This is a genomic window from Sphingomonas sp. BRN-1R (assembly GCF_057748035.1).
In genome coordinates this window covers 3,038,994-3,053,470 of sequence record NZ_CM173236.1, presented here as the reverse complement: position 1 = coordinate 3,053,470, position 14,477 = coordinate 3,038,994, and the positions used below count along the sequence as shown (strand labels likewise).

The 14,477-nt window shown below is 66.7% G+C and carries 17 protein-coding genes; 5 read left to right on the top strand and 12 right to left on the bottom strand.

What is annotated here, in order from left to right; translation table 11 throughout:
• The first annotated feature begins 20 nt into the window (after positions 1 to 20).
• Positions 21 to 188: a hypothetical protein gene (locus tag AC3ANX_RS14270; protein ID WP_488333926.1), complete on the top strand. Its 168-nt coding sequence runs from the start codon at positions 21 to 23 to the stop codon at positions 186 to 188.
• Positions 189 to 268: 80 nt separating this feature from the next.
• Here AC3ANX_RS14270 and AC3ANX_RS14265 read toward each other — a convergent pair whose 3' ends face one another.
• On the bottom strand, positions 269 to 1,558 hold the full coding sequence (locus AC3ANX_RS14265; RefSeq protein ID WP_488333925.1) for an MFS transporter: 1,290 nt from the start codon (positions 1,556 to 1,558) through the stop codon (positions 269 to 271).
• A gap of 137 nt (positions 1,559 to 1,695) precedes the next feature.
• On the opposite strand from AC3ANX_RS14265, the gene pgsA reads away from it, so the two are divergent.
• From pgsA to AC3ANX_RS14250, 3 genes are read left to right on the top strand one after another with little or no spacing between them, the layout of a single operon-like run.
• Positions 1,696 to 2,247 (top strand): CDP-diacylglycerol--glycerol-3-phosphate 3-phosphatidyltransferase, encoded by a 552-nt coding sequence (gene pgsA / locus AC3ANX_RS14260; protein WP_488333924.1) that lies wholly within the window; start codon positions 1,696 to 1,698, stop codon positions 2,245 to 2,247.
• A gap of 2 nt (positions 2,248 to 2,249) precedes the next feature.
• Positions 2,250 to 2,504, top strand: a complete 255-nt coding sequence (gene moaD, locus AC3ANX_RS14255; protein WP_488333923.1) for a molybdopterin converting factor subunit 1 — start codon at positions 2,250 to 2,252, stop codon at positions 2,502 to 2,504.
• Positions 2,501 to 2,941 (top strand): molybdenum cofactor biosynthesis protein MoaE, encoded by a 441-nt coding sequence (locus tag AC3ANX_RS14250; protein WP_488333922.1) that lies wholly within the window; start codon positions 2,501 to 2,503, stop codon positions 2,939 to 2,941. Before moaD ends, AC3ANX_RS14250 begins: the two co-directional genes overlap by 4 nt.
• 60 nt (positions 2,942 to 3,001) lie before the next feature.
• Here the strand turns inward: AC3ANX_RS14250 and AC3ANX_RS14245 are convergent, their stop codons facing one another.
• The 11 genes from AC3ANX_RS14245 to AC3ANX_RS14195 form a co-directional block, all read right to left on the bottom strand.
• Entirely contained in the window at positions 3,002 to 3,646 is a 645-nt protein-coding gene (locus AC3ANX_RS14245; protein WP_488333921.1) for a fasciclin domain-containing protein, read from the bottom strand.
• An 89-nt stretch (positions 3,647 to 3,735) separates the two neighbouring features.
• On the bottom strand, positions 3,736 to 4,638 hold the full coding sequence (locus AC3ANX_RS14240; protein WP_488336958.1) for a hydrogen peroxide-inducible genes activator: 903 nt from the start codon (positions 4,636 to 4,638) through the stop codon (positions 3,736 to 3,738).
• Positions 4,639 to 4,944: 306 nt separating this feature from the next.
• Complete coding sequence (gene ahpF / locus AC3ANX_RS14235) at positions 4,945 to 6,537, bottom strand: alkyl hydroperoxide reductase subunit F (protein WP_488333920.1); 1,593 nt, start codon at positions 6,535 to 6,537, stop codon at positions 4,945 to 4,947.
• Between the two features lie 89 nt (positions 6,538 to 6,626).
• On the bottom strand, positions 6,627 to 7,190 hold the full coding sequence (gene ahpC / locus AC3ANX_RS14230) for an alkyl hydroperoxide reductase subunit C (RefSeq protein ID WP_488333919.1): 564 nt from the start codon (positions 7,188 to 7,190) through the stop codon (positions 6,627 to 6,629).
• Positions 7,191 to 7,400: 210 nt separating this feature from the next.
• Positions 7,401 to 8,033: a 7-carboxy-7-deazaguanine synthase gene (queE, locus tag AC3ANX_RS14225; protein WP_488333918.1), complete on the bottom strand. Its 633-nt coding sequence runs from the start codon at positions 8,031 to 8,033 to the stop codon at positions 7,401 to 7,403.
• A 13-nt stretch (positions 8,034 to 8,046) separates the two neighbouring features.
• The gene (gene queC, locus AC3ANX_RS14220; RefSeq protein ID WP_488333917.1) at positions 8,047 to 8,730 is read right to left on the bottom strand and encodes a 7-cyano-7-deazaguanine synthase QueC; all 684 of its coding nucleotides are present in this window, start codon (positions 8,728 to 8,730) and stop codon (positions 8,047 to 8,049) included.
• 159 nt (positions 8,731 to 8,889) lie between these two features.
• Positions 8,890 to 9,321 carry a DUF3617 domain-containing protein gene (locus AC3ANX_RS14215; protein WP_488333916.1) on the bottom strand — a complete coding sequence of 144 codons (432 nt, stop codon included), beginning with the start codon at positions 9,319 to 9,321 and terminating at the stop codon, positions 8,890 to 8,892.
• 82 nt (positions 9,322 to 9,403) lie between these two features.
• Positions 9,404 to 10,309, bottom strand: coding sequence for an Hsp33 family molecular chaperone HslO (hslO, locus tag AC3ANX_RS14210; protein WP_488333915.1), 906 nt, complete (start codon positions 10,307 to 10,309; stop codon positions 9,404 to 9,406).
• A 156-nt stretch (positions 10,310 to 10,465) separates the two neighbouring features.
• Complete coding sequence (gene argF / locus AC3ANX_RS14205; RefSeq protein WP_488333914.1) at positions 10,466 to 11,389, bottom strand: ornithine carbamoyltransferase; 924 nt, start codon at positions 11,387 to 11,389, stop codon at positions 10,466 to 10,468.
• A 127-nt stretch (positions 11,390 to 11,516) separates the two neighbouring features.
• A complete protein-coding gene (locus tag AC3ANX_RS14200) occupies positions 11,517 to 12,713 on the bottom strand; it encodes an acetylornithine transaminase (RefSeq protein WP_488333913.1) in 1,197 nt (398 codons plus the stop codon).
• A gap of 108 nt (positions 12,714 to 12,821) precedes the next feature.
• The gene (locus tag AC3ANX_RS14195; protein WP_488333912.1) at positions 12,822 to 13,676 is read right to left on the bottom strand and encodes an ABC transporter permease; all 855 of its coding nucleotides are present in this window, start codon (positions 13,674 to 13,676) and stop codon (positions 12,822 to 12,824) included.
• Between the two features lie 62 nt (positions 13,677 to 13,738).
• Between AC3ANX_RS14195 and AC3ANX_RS14190 the strand changes: the two genes are divergently transcribed.
• On the top strand, positions 13,739 to 14,443 hold the full coding sequence (locus tag AC3ANX_RS14190; RefSeq protein WP_488333911.1) for a GcrA family cell cycle regulator: 705 nt from the start codon (positions 13,739 to 13,741) through the stop codon (positions 14,441 to 14,443).
• Positions 14,444 to 14,477 lie beyond the last annotated feature (34 nt).

The following is a 14,477-nucleotide window of genomic DNA, read 5'->3' as shown; positions in this document are numbered from 1 at the left end:
CGGCGCGTTAACACTTCGCCATGCAGACATCCTATCGCCTTCCCGCCCCGGCGCCGCGCCATCCCTTCCGCCAATCGATCGCGCTCGCGCAGGCGCTGGAGGCACGGCGTAGCGAGGACACCGACCTGAAGCTCTTCGTGCTGAGCTTCACCGCCTTTTTCATCTGTTTCTACACATTCATCTTCTGACGGCGCGCGCCACGATCGTCACCCCCAGCGTGCGCCGGGGTGACGATATCGCCCGTATCCGCGCCCACGCCTGAGGCGCTCTAGTCGCAGGCGAGGTGCAGTTTCCACGCGAGCAGCGCAGACACCGGCGACATCGCCGCCACCACGAACAGCATGTTCTCGGGCGTGATACCCGTCAGCGCGAGCCCCTGCACCAGCAGCGCGCCGACCACCATCGCGCCCGAGTTGACCACGTTGTTGGCCGCTACGGTGCGCGCGGTCTGGTCCTTTGTGACGGTCGTCGTCAGGAAAGCGTAGAGCGGCACCACGAACATGCCGCCGGTCACCGCGATCGCCATGAGCACAGCGACGATCAGCACGCCGTGCGGCGTTTCAAGAAAGGTCGGCAGATCGTAGAGCGTGCCCGCCGCCGCATGCGGGAAGGTGCGCGTCAGCAGCGAGAAGACGACGATGCACGCGCCCATCGCCAGCACGCAGAACGGCCCGTATTTTGCGGAAGTCTTGCCGCCGAGCATCGCGTTGATCGCCACCGATCCGATCGCCACGCCGACCGAGAACAAGGCGATCACGAAGGTCGACACCTGCTTGTCCGCGGTCAGCACGTTCTTAACCAGCGGCGGGAAGATGATGATGAGGATCGCCCCCATCGTCCAGAAGAAGCTGATCGCGCAGATCGACAGGAACAGGCGCGGGATGTGCATGGTCGCGTTGATGAGCCGCCACGACGAGGTGAACGGGTTGAAATTGACCTTCAGTTCCGGCCCCATGCGCGGCGCGGCCGGCACGAGCAGCCCCATCAACCAGCCCACCCCCGCGACCACCAGCACCGTGATCGCGGTGCCGCGTACCGACAGCAGCCCGGCCGCCACGGTGCCGATCAGGATGGCGAGATAGGTTGCCGCCTCGACCAGTCCGGTCCCGCCGAGCACCTCGTCGTCCTTCAGGTGCTGCGGCAGGATGGCATATTTGATCGGCCCGAAGAACGCCGAATGCACGCCGAGACACAGCACCGCCGACAGCATCATCGCCATGCCGAGCGTCGTCATCCCCGAACTCGCGATCAGCAGACCGCCCGCACCGAGCAGCATGATGCCGACCTCCGCCGTTTTCACGATGCGGATGATGCGTGCCTTGTCGTGCGTGTCGGCCAATTGTCCGGACAGCGCGGACAGCAGAAAGAACGGGATGATGCCGATCGCGGTGGCGAGTGCGTTGAAATTCTGTTCGCCCGACGGATTGTGGTAGATCTGGTAGGTGGCGAACAGCACCATCGCGGTCTTGAACAGGTTGTCGTTGAATGCTCCCAGAAACTGCGTCGTGAAAAGCGGCAGGAATCGGCGCTCCTTCAGTAAGCCGAGCGCGTTGAGCATGTTAGGGTCCGTGGTCTGTGGATGGCGAAAAGATGGCAACGCATAGACGAGCGCGCAAGGCAGCGGCAACCCGCTTGTCATCCGGCGTTCATGCGCAGCGCCTTTCGCCCGGCGCGTGGCGGGGCTAGAGACGGACGATGCTGACGTTGCCCAATCTGCTCACCCTGTCGCGAATCGTCGCGGTGCCGCTCCTTGTGTGGGCCTTGTGGTGGCCGGCGTGGAGCACCGGCTATGCGATCGGCTTCGCGCTCTATTGCCTGATGGGCATTACCGATTATTTCGACGGCTATCTCGCCCGCGCGCAGGGTACGGTCTCGAAACTCGGCATCTTCCTCGATCCGATCGCCGACAAGATCATGGTCGCGGCCGTGGTGCTGCTGCTGGTGGCCGATCACGACATCGCCGGGGTGAACCTGATCGCCGGGCTCATCATCCTTTTGCGCGAGATCGCGGTGTCGGGCCTGCGCGAATTCCTCGCGCAGTTGCAGGTGTCGGTGCCCGTATCGCGGCTCGCCAAGTGGAAGACGACCTTGCAACTGATCGCGCTGGGCGGGCTGATCCTTGCGGGGGCGCTGCCGGGCTGGCCGGTGCTGCACCTGTTGAGCCTGATCGCCTTGTGGGGGGCGGCGGCGCTCACGCTCATCACCGGCTGGGATTATCTCCGCGTCGGCCTCAAGCATATGGACTGACGATGACCGAGATCCTCTATTTTGCCTGGGTGCGCGAGAAGATCGGCACCGGCGCGGAAGTCCTGGACGTGCCCGAGGCGGTGGCGACCGTCGCCGATCTCGTCGCGTGGCTGGCCGGGCGCAGCGCCGGCCATGCCGAAGCGTTCGCGGAGCCGGCGCGGCTGCGTGCAGCAATCGACCAGCGGTTCGTGCCGCTCGACGCCAAGCTCGGCCGCCCGCGCGAGGTCGCGATCTTCCCGCCGGTGACGGGCGGATGATCGCCGTCACGGTCGATCCGGGTGCGATCGAGGTCGGCGCCGAACATGCCGCCATCGCCGCGAGTGGGGCCGGGGGGATCGCTACCTTCACCGGCATCGTCCGCGCCGACGACGGGGTCGCGGCGCTGACGCTCGAACATTATCCCGGCGCGACCGAGGCGGCGCTGGTCGCGCTCGCCGAGACGGCGGTCGCGCGCTGGGATCTGATCGGCGTGCGCATCACCCACCGCGTCGGGCGAATGCTGCCGGGCGATCTGGTGGTGTTCGTCGGCACCGCCGCGCGCCACCGCACCGCTGCGCTTGAAGCATGCGCCTTCCTGATCGACCGGCTCAAGACCGAGGCGCCGTTCTGGAAGAAGGAGACGCTGAGCGGGGCCGAGCGCTGGGTCGAGCCGCGCGACAGCGATGATGCGGCGGCGGCGCGTTGGCAGTCCTGAAACGCGAAAGGCCCGCGACCGCCGGGGCGGTCGCGGGCCTTCCGTCGCGTCTTCGTGCGATCAGCCGAGCTTGGGCAGCAGCACGCCGTTGACGACATGCACGACACCGTTCGACTGCATCACGTCGGCGGTCTCGATATAGCTCTTGTTGCCGTTCACGTCGGCCAGTTCGATCACGTTGTTGTTGACCGTCACCTTGAGCGGCTCGCCTTCGACCGTGGTCAGCGTGGTGCTGCCGCCGCCGGCCTGCGCCTGCGCCTGAAGCTGTGCGATGGTGATCTTGCCGGGAACGACGTGGTAGGTCAGCACCTTGGTCAGCGTCGCCTTGTTGGCGGGCTTCATCAGCGTGTCGACCGTGCCGGGCGCGAGCCGCGCGAACGCGTCGTTGGTCGGCGCGAACACGGTGAAGGGGCCGGGGCCGGACAGCGTCGAGACCAGGCCGGCCGCGGTGGCTGCCTTGACCAGCGTCGACAGGTTGGGCGCGGCGCTCGCGTTGACGGGGATCGGCTTGGTCGCATCCATCGCCGCACCGCCGACGGTCGGGTTCGGCGCGGCGGGCGTCGCAGCCGAGGGCGCGGCGCCGGGCGTCGTGGCGGGGGCTACGGGCGTGCCGGGTGCGGTCGGTGCGGTGGTCTGCGCGACGCCGGCGCCCGCGATCATCAGCGTGGCGATCGCGGCGAGGGAGGCTTTGGTGGTGCGGATCATCGGGTTCTCCTGAGTGTTTCGGGCCGCGCCGATGCGGGCGCTCGCCTGAAATACGGATCAGGGGCGAAATGGTTTCTCGTTAATCGACATCAATGTGACTCGGCGAGCGCGTCGGCGAGCAACTGGAAGTCCTTTTCCCGCGGGGAAGCGCGCCGCCATACCAGCGCGATCTTGCGCGACGGGTTCGCAGCGGCAAGCGGCCGCGCGACGAGGCTAGTATGGTCGAGAATGCCGGCGTCGAGCGCCATCTCGGGCAGCATCGTCACGCCGAGCCCGTTGTCGACCATCTGCACGATAGTGTGGAGCGACGTGCCGAGCATCGTCGCCTCCGCGCGCAATTCGGGCCGGTTGCACGCGGCGAGCGCATGGTCCTTGAGGCAATGCCCGTCCTCCAGCAGGAGCAGCCGCGTCTCGTCGATCGCATCGGCGTTGACGCCCGCGCCGCCCTTGCCGATCTCCGCTTCCGGCCCGGCGAGGAACAGCCGGTCTTCGAACAGCACCTGCGACGAGACTTCGCCGCACGCATAGGGCAGGGCAAGCAGCACGCAATCGGTGCGGCCGTGGTTGAGCCCCTCGCACGCCTGCGCGCTCGCTTCCTCACGCAGGAACAGGCGCAGTTCGGGATAGTCGCGGCGCAGGCGCGGCAGGATGCGGGGCAGCATGAACGGCGCGATCGTTGGGATGACGCTCATCCGCATGTCGCCCGAAAGCGGCCGCCCGGCGGCGCGCGCCATATCGCCAAGCTCGTCCGCCTCGCGCAGCACGCGCCGCGCCTTCTCGGCGATGCGATCGCCGAGCGGCGTGAAGCGCACCACACGCCGCGTGCGCTCGACCAGCACCACGCCGATCAGCGTTTCCAGTTCGCGGATGCCGGCGGACAGGGTGGACTGCGTGACGAAGCACGCATCCGCCGCGCGGCCGAAATGGCCGTGGTCCTGCAACGCGACGAGGTACTGGAGCTGTTTCAGCGTCGGGAGATAGGTGGCGACCAGGGTGCTGCTCCGTCGATCAAATGTGAACGCCCTAGCCGAAAACGTCGCCCCGGCGAAGGTCGGACCGGCTGGGTGTCGAGGCGAGCGGCGAGCCGATCGCGCGGCGCCCCGGACGGCCAACCTCGTCACCCCAGCGCACGCTGGGGTCTTGTGCGTTGAAGGGGTGCGGCCACCGCGGAAGACCCCAGCGTGCGCTGGGGTGACGTGGGGCGGTGGGCGCTCTCGTCATCGCCGGTTCTCCCGCGTGCGCGGGAGCACGGCGTCGCGGGAAACCGCCCCGGCCTGCGCCGGAGCGACGTAGGGGTTTTACTCCGCCGCGACCAGTTCCTGTTCGGCGGCATCGACGGGTTCGTTGCGGATCAGGTAGTCGAACGCCGAGAGGGCCGCCTTTGCGCCATCGCCCGCCGCGATCACGATCTGCTTGTACGGCACCGTGGTCGCGTCGCCTGCGGCGAAGATGCCGGGGCGCGAGGTCTCGCCGCGATGATCGATCTCGATCTCGCCGCGCGGGGAGAGGGCGACCGTATCGCGCAGGAACTCGGTGTTCGGCACCAGCCCGATCTGGACGAAGATGCCTTCCAGTTCGACCTCGTGCAGCGTGTCGTGATTACGATCCTTGTACACCAGCCCCGACACCTTCTCGCCATCGCCGATCACTTCGGTGGTGAGCGCCGAGGTGATGATCTTGACGTTGGGCAGGCTGGCGAGCTTGCGCTGCAATACCGCGTCCGCACGCAGATCGGCGTCATATTCGATCAGCGTGACGTGCGCGACGATCCCGGCAAGGTCGATCGCGGCCTCGACACCCGAGTTGCCCCCGCCGATCACCGCGACGCGCTTGCCCTTGAACAGCGGGCCGTCGCAGTGCGGGCAATAGGCCACGCCCTTGTTCTTGTATTGCTCCTCGCCGGGAACCCCCATCTGCCGCCAGCGCGCGCCGGTCGACAGGATCAAGGTGCGCGTCTTGAGGCTCGCACCATTGGCGAGGCGCACTTCGTGCAGACCACCCACTTCCGTAGCGGGCACGATCTTCTCCGCGCGCTGAAGGTTCATGATGTCGACGTCGTAATCACGGACATGGCGTTCGAGATCGGCGGCGAATTTCGGCCCTTCGGTGTGCGGAACCGAGGCGAAATTCTCGATCCCCATCGTGTCGAGCACCTGCCCGCCGAACCGCTCGGCGGCGACGCCGGTGCGGATGCCTTTCCGCGCTGTGTAGATCGCCGCGGCCGCGCCGGCGGGGCCGCCGCCGACGATCAGCACGTCGAAGGGCGCCTTGGTCTTGATCTTCTCGGCGGCGCGCGTCTCCGCACCGCTGTCGATCTTGGCGACGATCTGCTCCAGCTCCATGCGGCCGGATGCGAACGGCTCGCCGTTGAGGTACACGGTCGGCACCGCCATGATCTTGCGTTCGTCGACCTCGGCCTTGAACAGCGCGCCGTCGATCGCGGTATGCTTGATGCGGGGATTGAGCACCGCCATCAGGTTGAGCGCCTGCACCACGTCGGGGCAGTTCTGACAGGTCAGCGAGAAATAGGTCTCGAAGGTGAAGTCGCCGTCGAGCGCCTTGATCTGCTCGATCAGTTCGGCCGCCGCCTTCGACGGATGCCCGCCGACCTGGAGCAGCGCGAGTACGAGGCTGGTGAACTCATGCCCCATCGGCAGGCCGGCGAAACGCACGCCGATGTCGGTGCCGGCGCGGTGGATCATGAAGCTCGGTTTGCGCGCATCGACGCCGTCGATCACCGCGATCTTGTCGGAAAGGGCGGCGATTTCCGCGAGGAGTTCGCCCATCTCGCGCGATTTGGCGTCGTCACCGAGCGAAGCGACCAGTTCGATCGGCTCCCGGATGTTGACCAGGTATGCCTTGAGCTGCTGCGTCAGATTTGCGTCGAGCATGGGGGAAATCCTCAGGTGTTTACAATAAAATGGCCCGGGGCAGACGATCGTCCACCCCGGGCCACGTGCGACCCTTCAGGGGCTATCGGTTAGATCTTACCGACGAGATCGAGCGAAGGAGCGAGCGTGGTCTCACCCTCTTCCCACTTGGCCGGGCACACTTCGCCGGGATGCGACGCCCAGTATTGCGCGGCCTTGATCTTGCGCAGCAGCTCGGCGGCGTTGCGGCCCACGCCCTCGGGCGTGATCTCGACGAGCTGGACGACGCCATCGGGGTCCGCCACGAACGTGCCGCGATCCGCGAGGCCGACGCCTTCACGCAGGATGTCGAAGTTGTTCGAGATCGTGTGGTTCTGGTCGCCGAGCATGTAATAGTTGATCTTGCCGATCGCGGGCGAGGTGTCGTGCCATGCCTTGTGGCTGAAGTGCGTGTCGGTCGAAACCGAGTACACTTCGACGTCCATCTTCTGGAGCGTCGGGTAGATGTCGGCGAGGTCTTCGAGTTCGGTCGGGCACACGAACGTGAAGTCAGCCGGATAGAAGAAGAACACCGACCACTTGCCCTTCACATCGGCATCGGTCACGTCGACGAACTTGCCTTCCTTGTACGCGGTCGCGGTGAACGGTTTGATCGTCTTGCCGATGATCGACATGCAATATTCTCCTTTGCAGTGAACGAGACGGATATAGGCAAGGCGCCCCGGTCGGGGAAATTGGGAAGTTCGTTCTCGTCGATCGAGTAAAACGATCAATGCAGAGATATTGAGTGATCCGACGCGATCAAGGGTGGCGCGGCGTAGGGGGGATACATGCTGCGGAAGTACCCTCGGAGCGCCGCTCCCCAGCCTTCGCCGGGGAGCATATCAGCGCAGGCCGAGGTGCTTGTGGGTCTGGAGGCTCAGTCGCCACTTCGGGCGTGCCATCGCCAGGGCGATCGCCGCCGCCTGATTCTCGGCGGCATGGGCATCGTCCATTGGCTGGACGAGGAAATTGGCGAAGTCCCACTGTTCCAGCGCCTGCGGATCGCTGCCCGCCTGCGGCCAGACCAGCTTCAGTTCGTCGCCGGAACGCTGCACCACCGCGCTGCCCGCCTTGGGACTGACGCACACCCAGTCGATGCCGGGGTGGACGGGCAGGGTGCCGTTCGTCTCGATCGCGATGGTGAAGCCGCGCGCGTGCAGCGCATCGACCAGCGCATCGTCGACCTGCAACATCGGCTCGCCGCCGGTCAGTACGACGAAGCGGCGTTCGCGGTCGTCGCCCCAGAAGCCCGCCACCGCTGTCGCCAGGTCCCCGGCATCGGCGAAGCGCCCGCCGCCCAGACCATCCATGCCGACGAAATCGGTATCGCAGAATTTGCAGATCGCGGCGGCGCGGTCCTCCTCGCGACCCGACCACAGATTGCACCCGGCGAAGCGGACGAACACCGCGCGGCGGCCGGCATTGACCCCTTCGCCTTGCAGCGTGAGGAACATTTCCTTGACGGCGTAGGACATCAGAAGGGGAACATCAGGCCGCGTAAACGGTCGGGTCGGGCAGGCCGGCGTCGCTGAAGCCCTTTGCGCGCAGCCGGCAACTGTCGCACTGGCCGCAATGCACGCCACCCGGCGCGGGATCGTAGCAGGACCAGCTCATCCCCGCGTCGAGCCCCAGCCGTGCCGCCTCGCGCACGATATCGGCCTTGGTCATGTGCTGGAGCGGTGCCTGGATGCGGAACGGTTTGCCCTCGACGCCGGCCTTGGTGGCGACCTCCGCCATATCCTCGAACGCCTTGATGAACTCAGGGCGACAATCGGGATAGCCCGAATAATCGAGCGCGTTGACGCCGATATACAGATCGCGCGCGCCCGCCGCTTCGGCCCAGCCGAGCGCGAGACTGAGGAAGATCGTGTTGCGTGCGGGCACATAGGTGACGGGAATACCCTCGCCAACGCCGTCTTTCGGTACGTCGATGTCGGCGGTCAACGCCGAGCCGCCGAACGCCGACAGATCGAGCGGCAGCACGACATGGCGTTCCACGCCGAGCGTGGTCGCGATACGACGCGCGGCGGCGAGTTCGACCTTGTGGCGCTGATTATAGTCGATCGACAGGGCGAGCAGCCGGTGCCCGTCCTCTCGCGCGCGCGCTGCCGATACCATCGAATCCAGGCCGCCCGAAATCAGGGCGACCGCTAGAGTGCTGCCGTTTGTCATGATCCGGGTAAGTTTAAGGGGGCGGGCGACCCGGTGCAATGCCGCCCATAAAAAACGGGCCGCCCGAAGGCGGCCCAGTGCTGCCCTGATGGGCGCTATGGGAAAAAGCATGCCGAGAAGCACACTTGCCCGTCTTAAACGCCGATCCTCGCTAAAGGTTTAACGCGATGCGGTGGAGCGTGCGCCGCAAGCGCCCACCCGACGACCCTGGTAGTCCAGGTCGAACGGCGCACCGCCCGAAATACCTTGCGTCTGAAGGTCGAACGACCGTGGCGTCGTGATCGTAACTACGGTTCGGCCGTGGCCGCCGCTTGCGCAACTATAGTTGATCGTCGTGCTGTCCGGCGTATCCGCAACGATCAGCCGCGAGCATGGTGCGCCGGGATGCTGAAGCTGCACCAGCATCGCCGCATCGGCGAGGCAGACCAGCCGCGCCGGCGCGGTCGAGCCGACGATGGTGAGCGCATATTGCCCGGTCTCGAGCCGCGACAGCGCCGCCGACGACGCCGCTTGAGGCGCCGCCGCCGTCGCAATGCCAGCCGCCATAAGCGCGGCGGTCCCCGCGCACATCATCCGCCACACACGCATCATTCTTCCCCAAGCCCCCTGCGAACCGCAGGCGCGACCGCTTGGTACAGAATTTGGGGTTTTCTGTGGCGGGTTTCAATATCGTTCAGGTTTCGCAACGATTCTCGATCGATACCGGGAACTTCTGCGCGCAGAAGGCGCAGTCCACGGTGATGACGCCCGATTCGTTGGCCATCTCGCGTTGTTCCTCGGGCGGAAACTTGGCGAGGACCTGCGCAATATAGTCGGGCGAGCAGCGGCAGCCGCGCACGATCGGCTGGCGCGCGAGGGTGCGCACCTCCGGCTCCTCGTTGAACAGCCGCCACACGAGCGTCTCGAGCGGGAGCGCGGTGTCGGTCAACTCGTCTGCACCCATCGTCTGGCCGAGCAGCGCGACATGCTCCCATTCGGGATGATCTTGCCGGACGTGGAGCCGCTCGCGGCCTTCCTCGCCCTCAGGCAGATGCTGGAGGAACAGCCCGCCGGTCACGCGCCCGTCTCGCGCGCGACCGAGCCGGATCAGCGTGGGGATCTGTTCGGACTGAAGGAAATAGTTCGCCGCCGCATCCGCAATCGAATCGCCGTCGAGCGGGACGATGCCCTGATAGCGTTCGCCCGTGGTCGCCTGATCGAAGGTGATCGCGAGATAGCCGCTGCCGAATAGCGCGAATAGGCTCGGATCGACCGGCGCATCGGCGAGCCGGCCCGCGTCATACTGGACATAGCCGCGCAGCTCGCCGCCGCGATAGTCGCACACCAGCAGGCTGACGATGCCGTTGTCGGTCTGCGCCTGAAGCGTGAGCTGGCCGCCCGCATCCTTTAGCGTCGAGCCGATCAGTGCGGTCAGGGTGAGCGCGTCCGCCAGCAACGCCTCGATCGGGGCGGGGTAGGCGTGCGCGGAGAGGATGCGCTCCAGCACCGGGCCGAGCCGCACGATGCGGCCGCGCGCATGCCGCTCGGGGATCGTGAAGCCGAGCGCGAGGTCGAGATCGGCGGAGGGGAGGTCGGTCATCGCGGTCTTCCAGCACCCAGCCAAAATCGTCACCCCAGCGAAAGCTGGGGTCTTTCGCGGCACGGGCGCGCCGTTCCCCGGGGAGACCCCAGCGTGCGCTGGGGTAACGGGTGTGGCGCTGTAGAGGCGGCTATGTGGGTGGCTGACCGGCGCGGATCAACCGATCTGCCCGAAGCACCAGCGCAGGATCGATTTCTGCGCGTGCAGCCGGTTCTCCGCCTCGGGCCAGATCAGCGATTGCGGGCCGTCGATGATCTCCGCCGTCACCTCCTCGCCGCGGTGTGCGGGGAGGCAGTGGAGAAACTTCGCGTCCGGCTTGGCGTGCGCCATCAGCTCGGCCGTGACCTGATAGGGCATCATCGCGGCGAGCTTGGTTTCGGCATGCGCCTGACCCATCGAGATCCACGTATCGGTGACGACGATGTCCGCACCCTCGACCGCCTCGCGCGGGTTCCCCACTACGCGCGCGCGGCCGAGCCCCAGCGTGAGGTCGCTCTCGGGCGGCATGAAGCCTTGCGGGCAGGCGGCGACCACGTCGAACTGCATCAGCCCGGCCGCCTCGATGATCGAGGCGAGCACGTTGTTGCCATCGCCGAGCCACGCGACCTTGAGACCGGGCAGCGCCTTGCCGCTCTCGATGATCGTCAGCAGATCGGCCATGATCTGGCAGGGATGCGACGTGTCGGTCAGCCCGTTGATGACCGGCACCGAGGCATGATGCGCCATCTCCGCAAGCTTGTCGGGATCGTCGGTGCGCAGCATGATCGCGTCGCAATAGCCCGACAGCACGCGCGCGGTGTCCGCCACCGTTTCGCCGCGACCGAGCTGCGTCGTGCCGCTGTCGAGCACCACCGGCGCACCGCCGAGCTGGCGGATCGCCGCGTCGAAGGACACGCGCGTGCGGGTCGAGCTTTTCTCGAACACCATCGCCAGCGTGTGCCCGGCGAGCGGGGCATCGGCATCGGCCTTGCCCTTGGGCCAGCCGGCGCGTGCCGCCTTGCGGTCGAGCGCATCGGCGAGGATCGCGGCGACGCCATCGGCGCCCGCATCGGTGAGGGAGAGGAAGTGGCGGATGGTCATGGCAGGCCCCCAGACCCGTTCGTGTCGAGGAGAGGCCGAGCGTGTCGAGGACTCGTATCGAGAGACATGTCCCTCGATACGCCGCCTCGGCAAGCTCGACAGCTACTCGGGACGAACGGTGTTGATATCAGTCATCGCTCGCCGGCACATAGGTCCGCGCCGCCTCGCTCAGCTTTTCGATCGCCTCGGCGATGTGGCTTTCCTCGATCACCAGCGGCGGCAGGACGCGCACGACGTTCTCTCCCGCCGAAACGGTGAGCAGCCCGTGCTGGTCGCGGGCATGCGCAACGAAATCGCGCGCCACGACCGCATCTTTCAGCTTGAGGCCGAGCATAAGCCCCTTGCCGCGTACGCTGTCGAACACCGTGTCGTGGTTGGGAATCATCTGCTCGAGCGCGCCACGCAGCCGCTCGCCCATCGCGGTCACATGATCGAGGAAGCCGGGTTCGAGCATCACGTCGAGCACCGCTTCGCCTGCCGCCATCGCCAGCGGGTTGCCGCCGTAGGTCGAGCCGTGGGTGCCGAACACCATGCCCTTCGCGGCCTCCTCGGTGGCGAGGCACGCGCCGAGCGGGAAGCCGCCGCCGATGCCCTTCGCCACCGACATGATGTCCGGGGTGATACCGTAATGCTCATACGCCCACATCTTGCCGGTGCGCCCATAGCCGCACTGGACCTCGTCGAGCACGAGCAGCAGCCCGTGTTCGTCGCACGCCTTGCGCAGGCCCTGGATGAACTCGGGTGTGGCCGCCGAAACGCCGCCTTCGCCCTGGATCGTCTCGACCATGAAGCCGGCGGTGGTATCGTCGATCAGCGCGAGCGCGGCTTCGAGATCGTTGAACGGCGCATAGGCGAAGCCGGGCAGCAGCGGCTCGAACCCGTCGCGCATCTTGGGCTGGTTGGTCGCCGAGATCGCGCCCATCGTGCGCCCGTGGAACGCGTTGTTGAAGGTTATGAGTGTGGTGCGCTCAGGATGGCCGTTCACGAAATGGTAGCGCCGCGCGGTCTTGATTGCGCATTCGACCGCTTCGGTGCCCGAATTGGTGAAGAACACCGTATCGGCGAAGCTGTTGTCGACGATGCGCTGCGCGAGGCTCTCGCCCTGCGGGCTGCCGTAGAGGTTCGAGACGTGCATCAGCGTCGCCGCCTGATCCGCGATCGCCTTCACCAGATGCGGGTGGCCGTGGCCGAGCGCGTTGACCGCGATGCCCGCCGCCATGTCGAGATAGCGTTCGCCATTCTCGCCGATCAGGTAGCAGCCCTCGCCTCGCACCGGGCGCACGCCGCACCGCGGGTACACTGGCATGAGTGGGGTGATCGGCATGACGACGCGCTCCTTGACTGGAAACGAAAAAGGCGGCCCGCAACGGAGCCGCCGGAGAGCGCATTTACTTGGGCGAGCCCCCGAGCGTCAACACTCCTGCGAATCGCATCAGCTCTTGAGCCGCCAGCCCTTCGCCAGCAGCCGGTAGCACACCGCGAACAGCACCGCGTCGACCGCGAACACCACGATGCTGCCGACCAGCACCGGCGAGTCGGCGGTGCCGAGGAAGCCGTAGCGGAAGCCGGAGATGATGTAGAAGAACGGGTTGAAATGGCTGAACGTGCGGAACGCGGGTTCGAGATGATCGACCGAGTAGAACGTGCCAGACAGCAGCGACAGCGGCGCGATGAGGAAGTTCTGAACCGCTGCGGCATGATCGAACTTCTGCGCCCAGATCGAGGTGATGACGCCGAGCAGCGACAGGAACAGCGCACCCAGGAACCCGAACCACAGCACCGCCCACAGGTGCAGCGGCACGACATGCAGCCCCGGATACAGCGCCATCGCCACCCAGCACACGCTGCCGACCATGAACGCGCGTGTCATCGCGCCGCCCAGCAGCGCGGCGAGCAGCTCCAGCGTCGAGAGCGGCGGCATCAGGTAATCGACGATCGTGCCCTGGATCTTGCCGACCAGCAGCGAGAAGCTCGAATTGGCGAACGCCGGGCCCATCATGCCCTGACTGATGATGAGGCCGGGCGCGATGAAGTCCGCGAACGGGATGTCGATGCCGCCGACATGCACCGGCCGTTTCGCGCCGGTCGCGATGGTGAACACGACGAGGAACAGCAATGTGGTGATCGCCGGCGCCCAGATCGTCTGGAGGTGGACCTTGAAGAAACGGCGCACCTCCTTGATATAGAGCGTTCGCAGGCCGCCCCAGTTCACGTCCTTGATGACGGGAACGCCGGGAGCGCTGCGAACCGCCGACTGGATTTCACCGATTGGGGGCTGGCTGCTCATGGCGCGATCGGTTAGTCGCTGCCGCCATCGCCCGCAACCCGGCACGTAGGAAGATTGATGTAATGGCCTGGACCGACGAACGGATCGATACGCTCAAGAAGATGTGGGAAGACGGCCAGACCGCGAGCCAGATCGCGGAGGCGCTCGGTCAGGTCAGCCGTAATGCGGTGATCGGCAAGGCGCACCGGCTCGGCCTGCAATCGCGCCCGTCGCCGGTGAAGCCCAACGAGGCACCCGCTGCCGAAGCCATTGCCAAGCCGGTTGCCGAGGCGCCCGCGCCCAAGCCCGTCGCCGCGCCGCCGGCACCCCCGATCGCCGAAGTCGCCGCCGCGCCGGTCGCTTCCGTGGTGGATGCCAAGGAGGACGAAGACGAGGATCTTGAGGAGGAGGACATCGCGGCCGCGCCGGCGGCGCCTGCCGCTGCGCCGCAGCCGGTGCTGCGTTCGGTCGGCCCCGGCGGCTTCCTGCGCCAGTCCCCCGGCGAGCAGCAGGCCCCGATCACGCCCGCGCCGCCGCGCCGCCTCGTGCCTGCCAAGCCCTCCGCCGAGATGGCGGGCAAGACGACCCTGCTCGATCTCAGCGACCGGATCTGCAAATGGCCGCTCGGCCACCCGGGCGAGCCCGATTTCCACTTCTGCGGCGTGAAGGTGAACCCTGGTTTCCCCTATTGCGTCGAGCATTGCGGCCACGCCTATCAGGCGCAGCTTCCGCGCCGCGATCGCCGTCCGCCGCCGCCGCTGCCGTTCGGCGGCCCGCGCGTTCGCTGAACGCCTGCGCAGATCGCCCGGAACCGACCGGGCG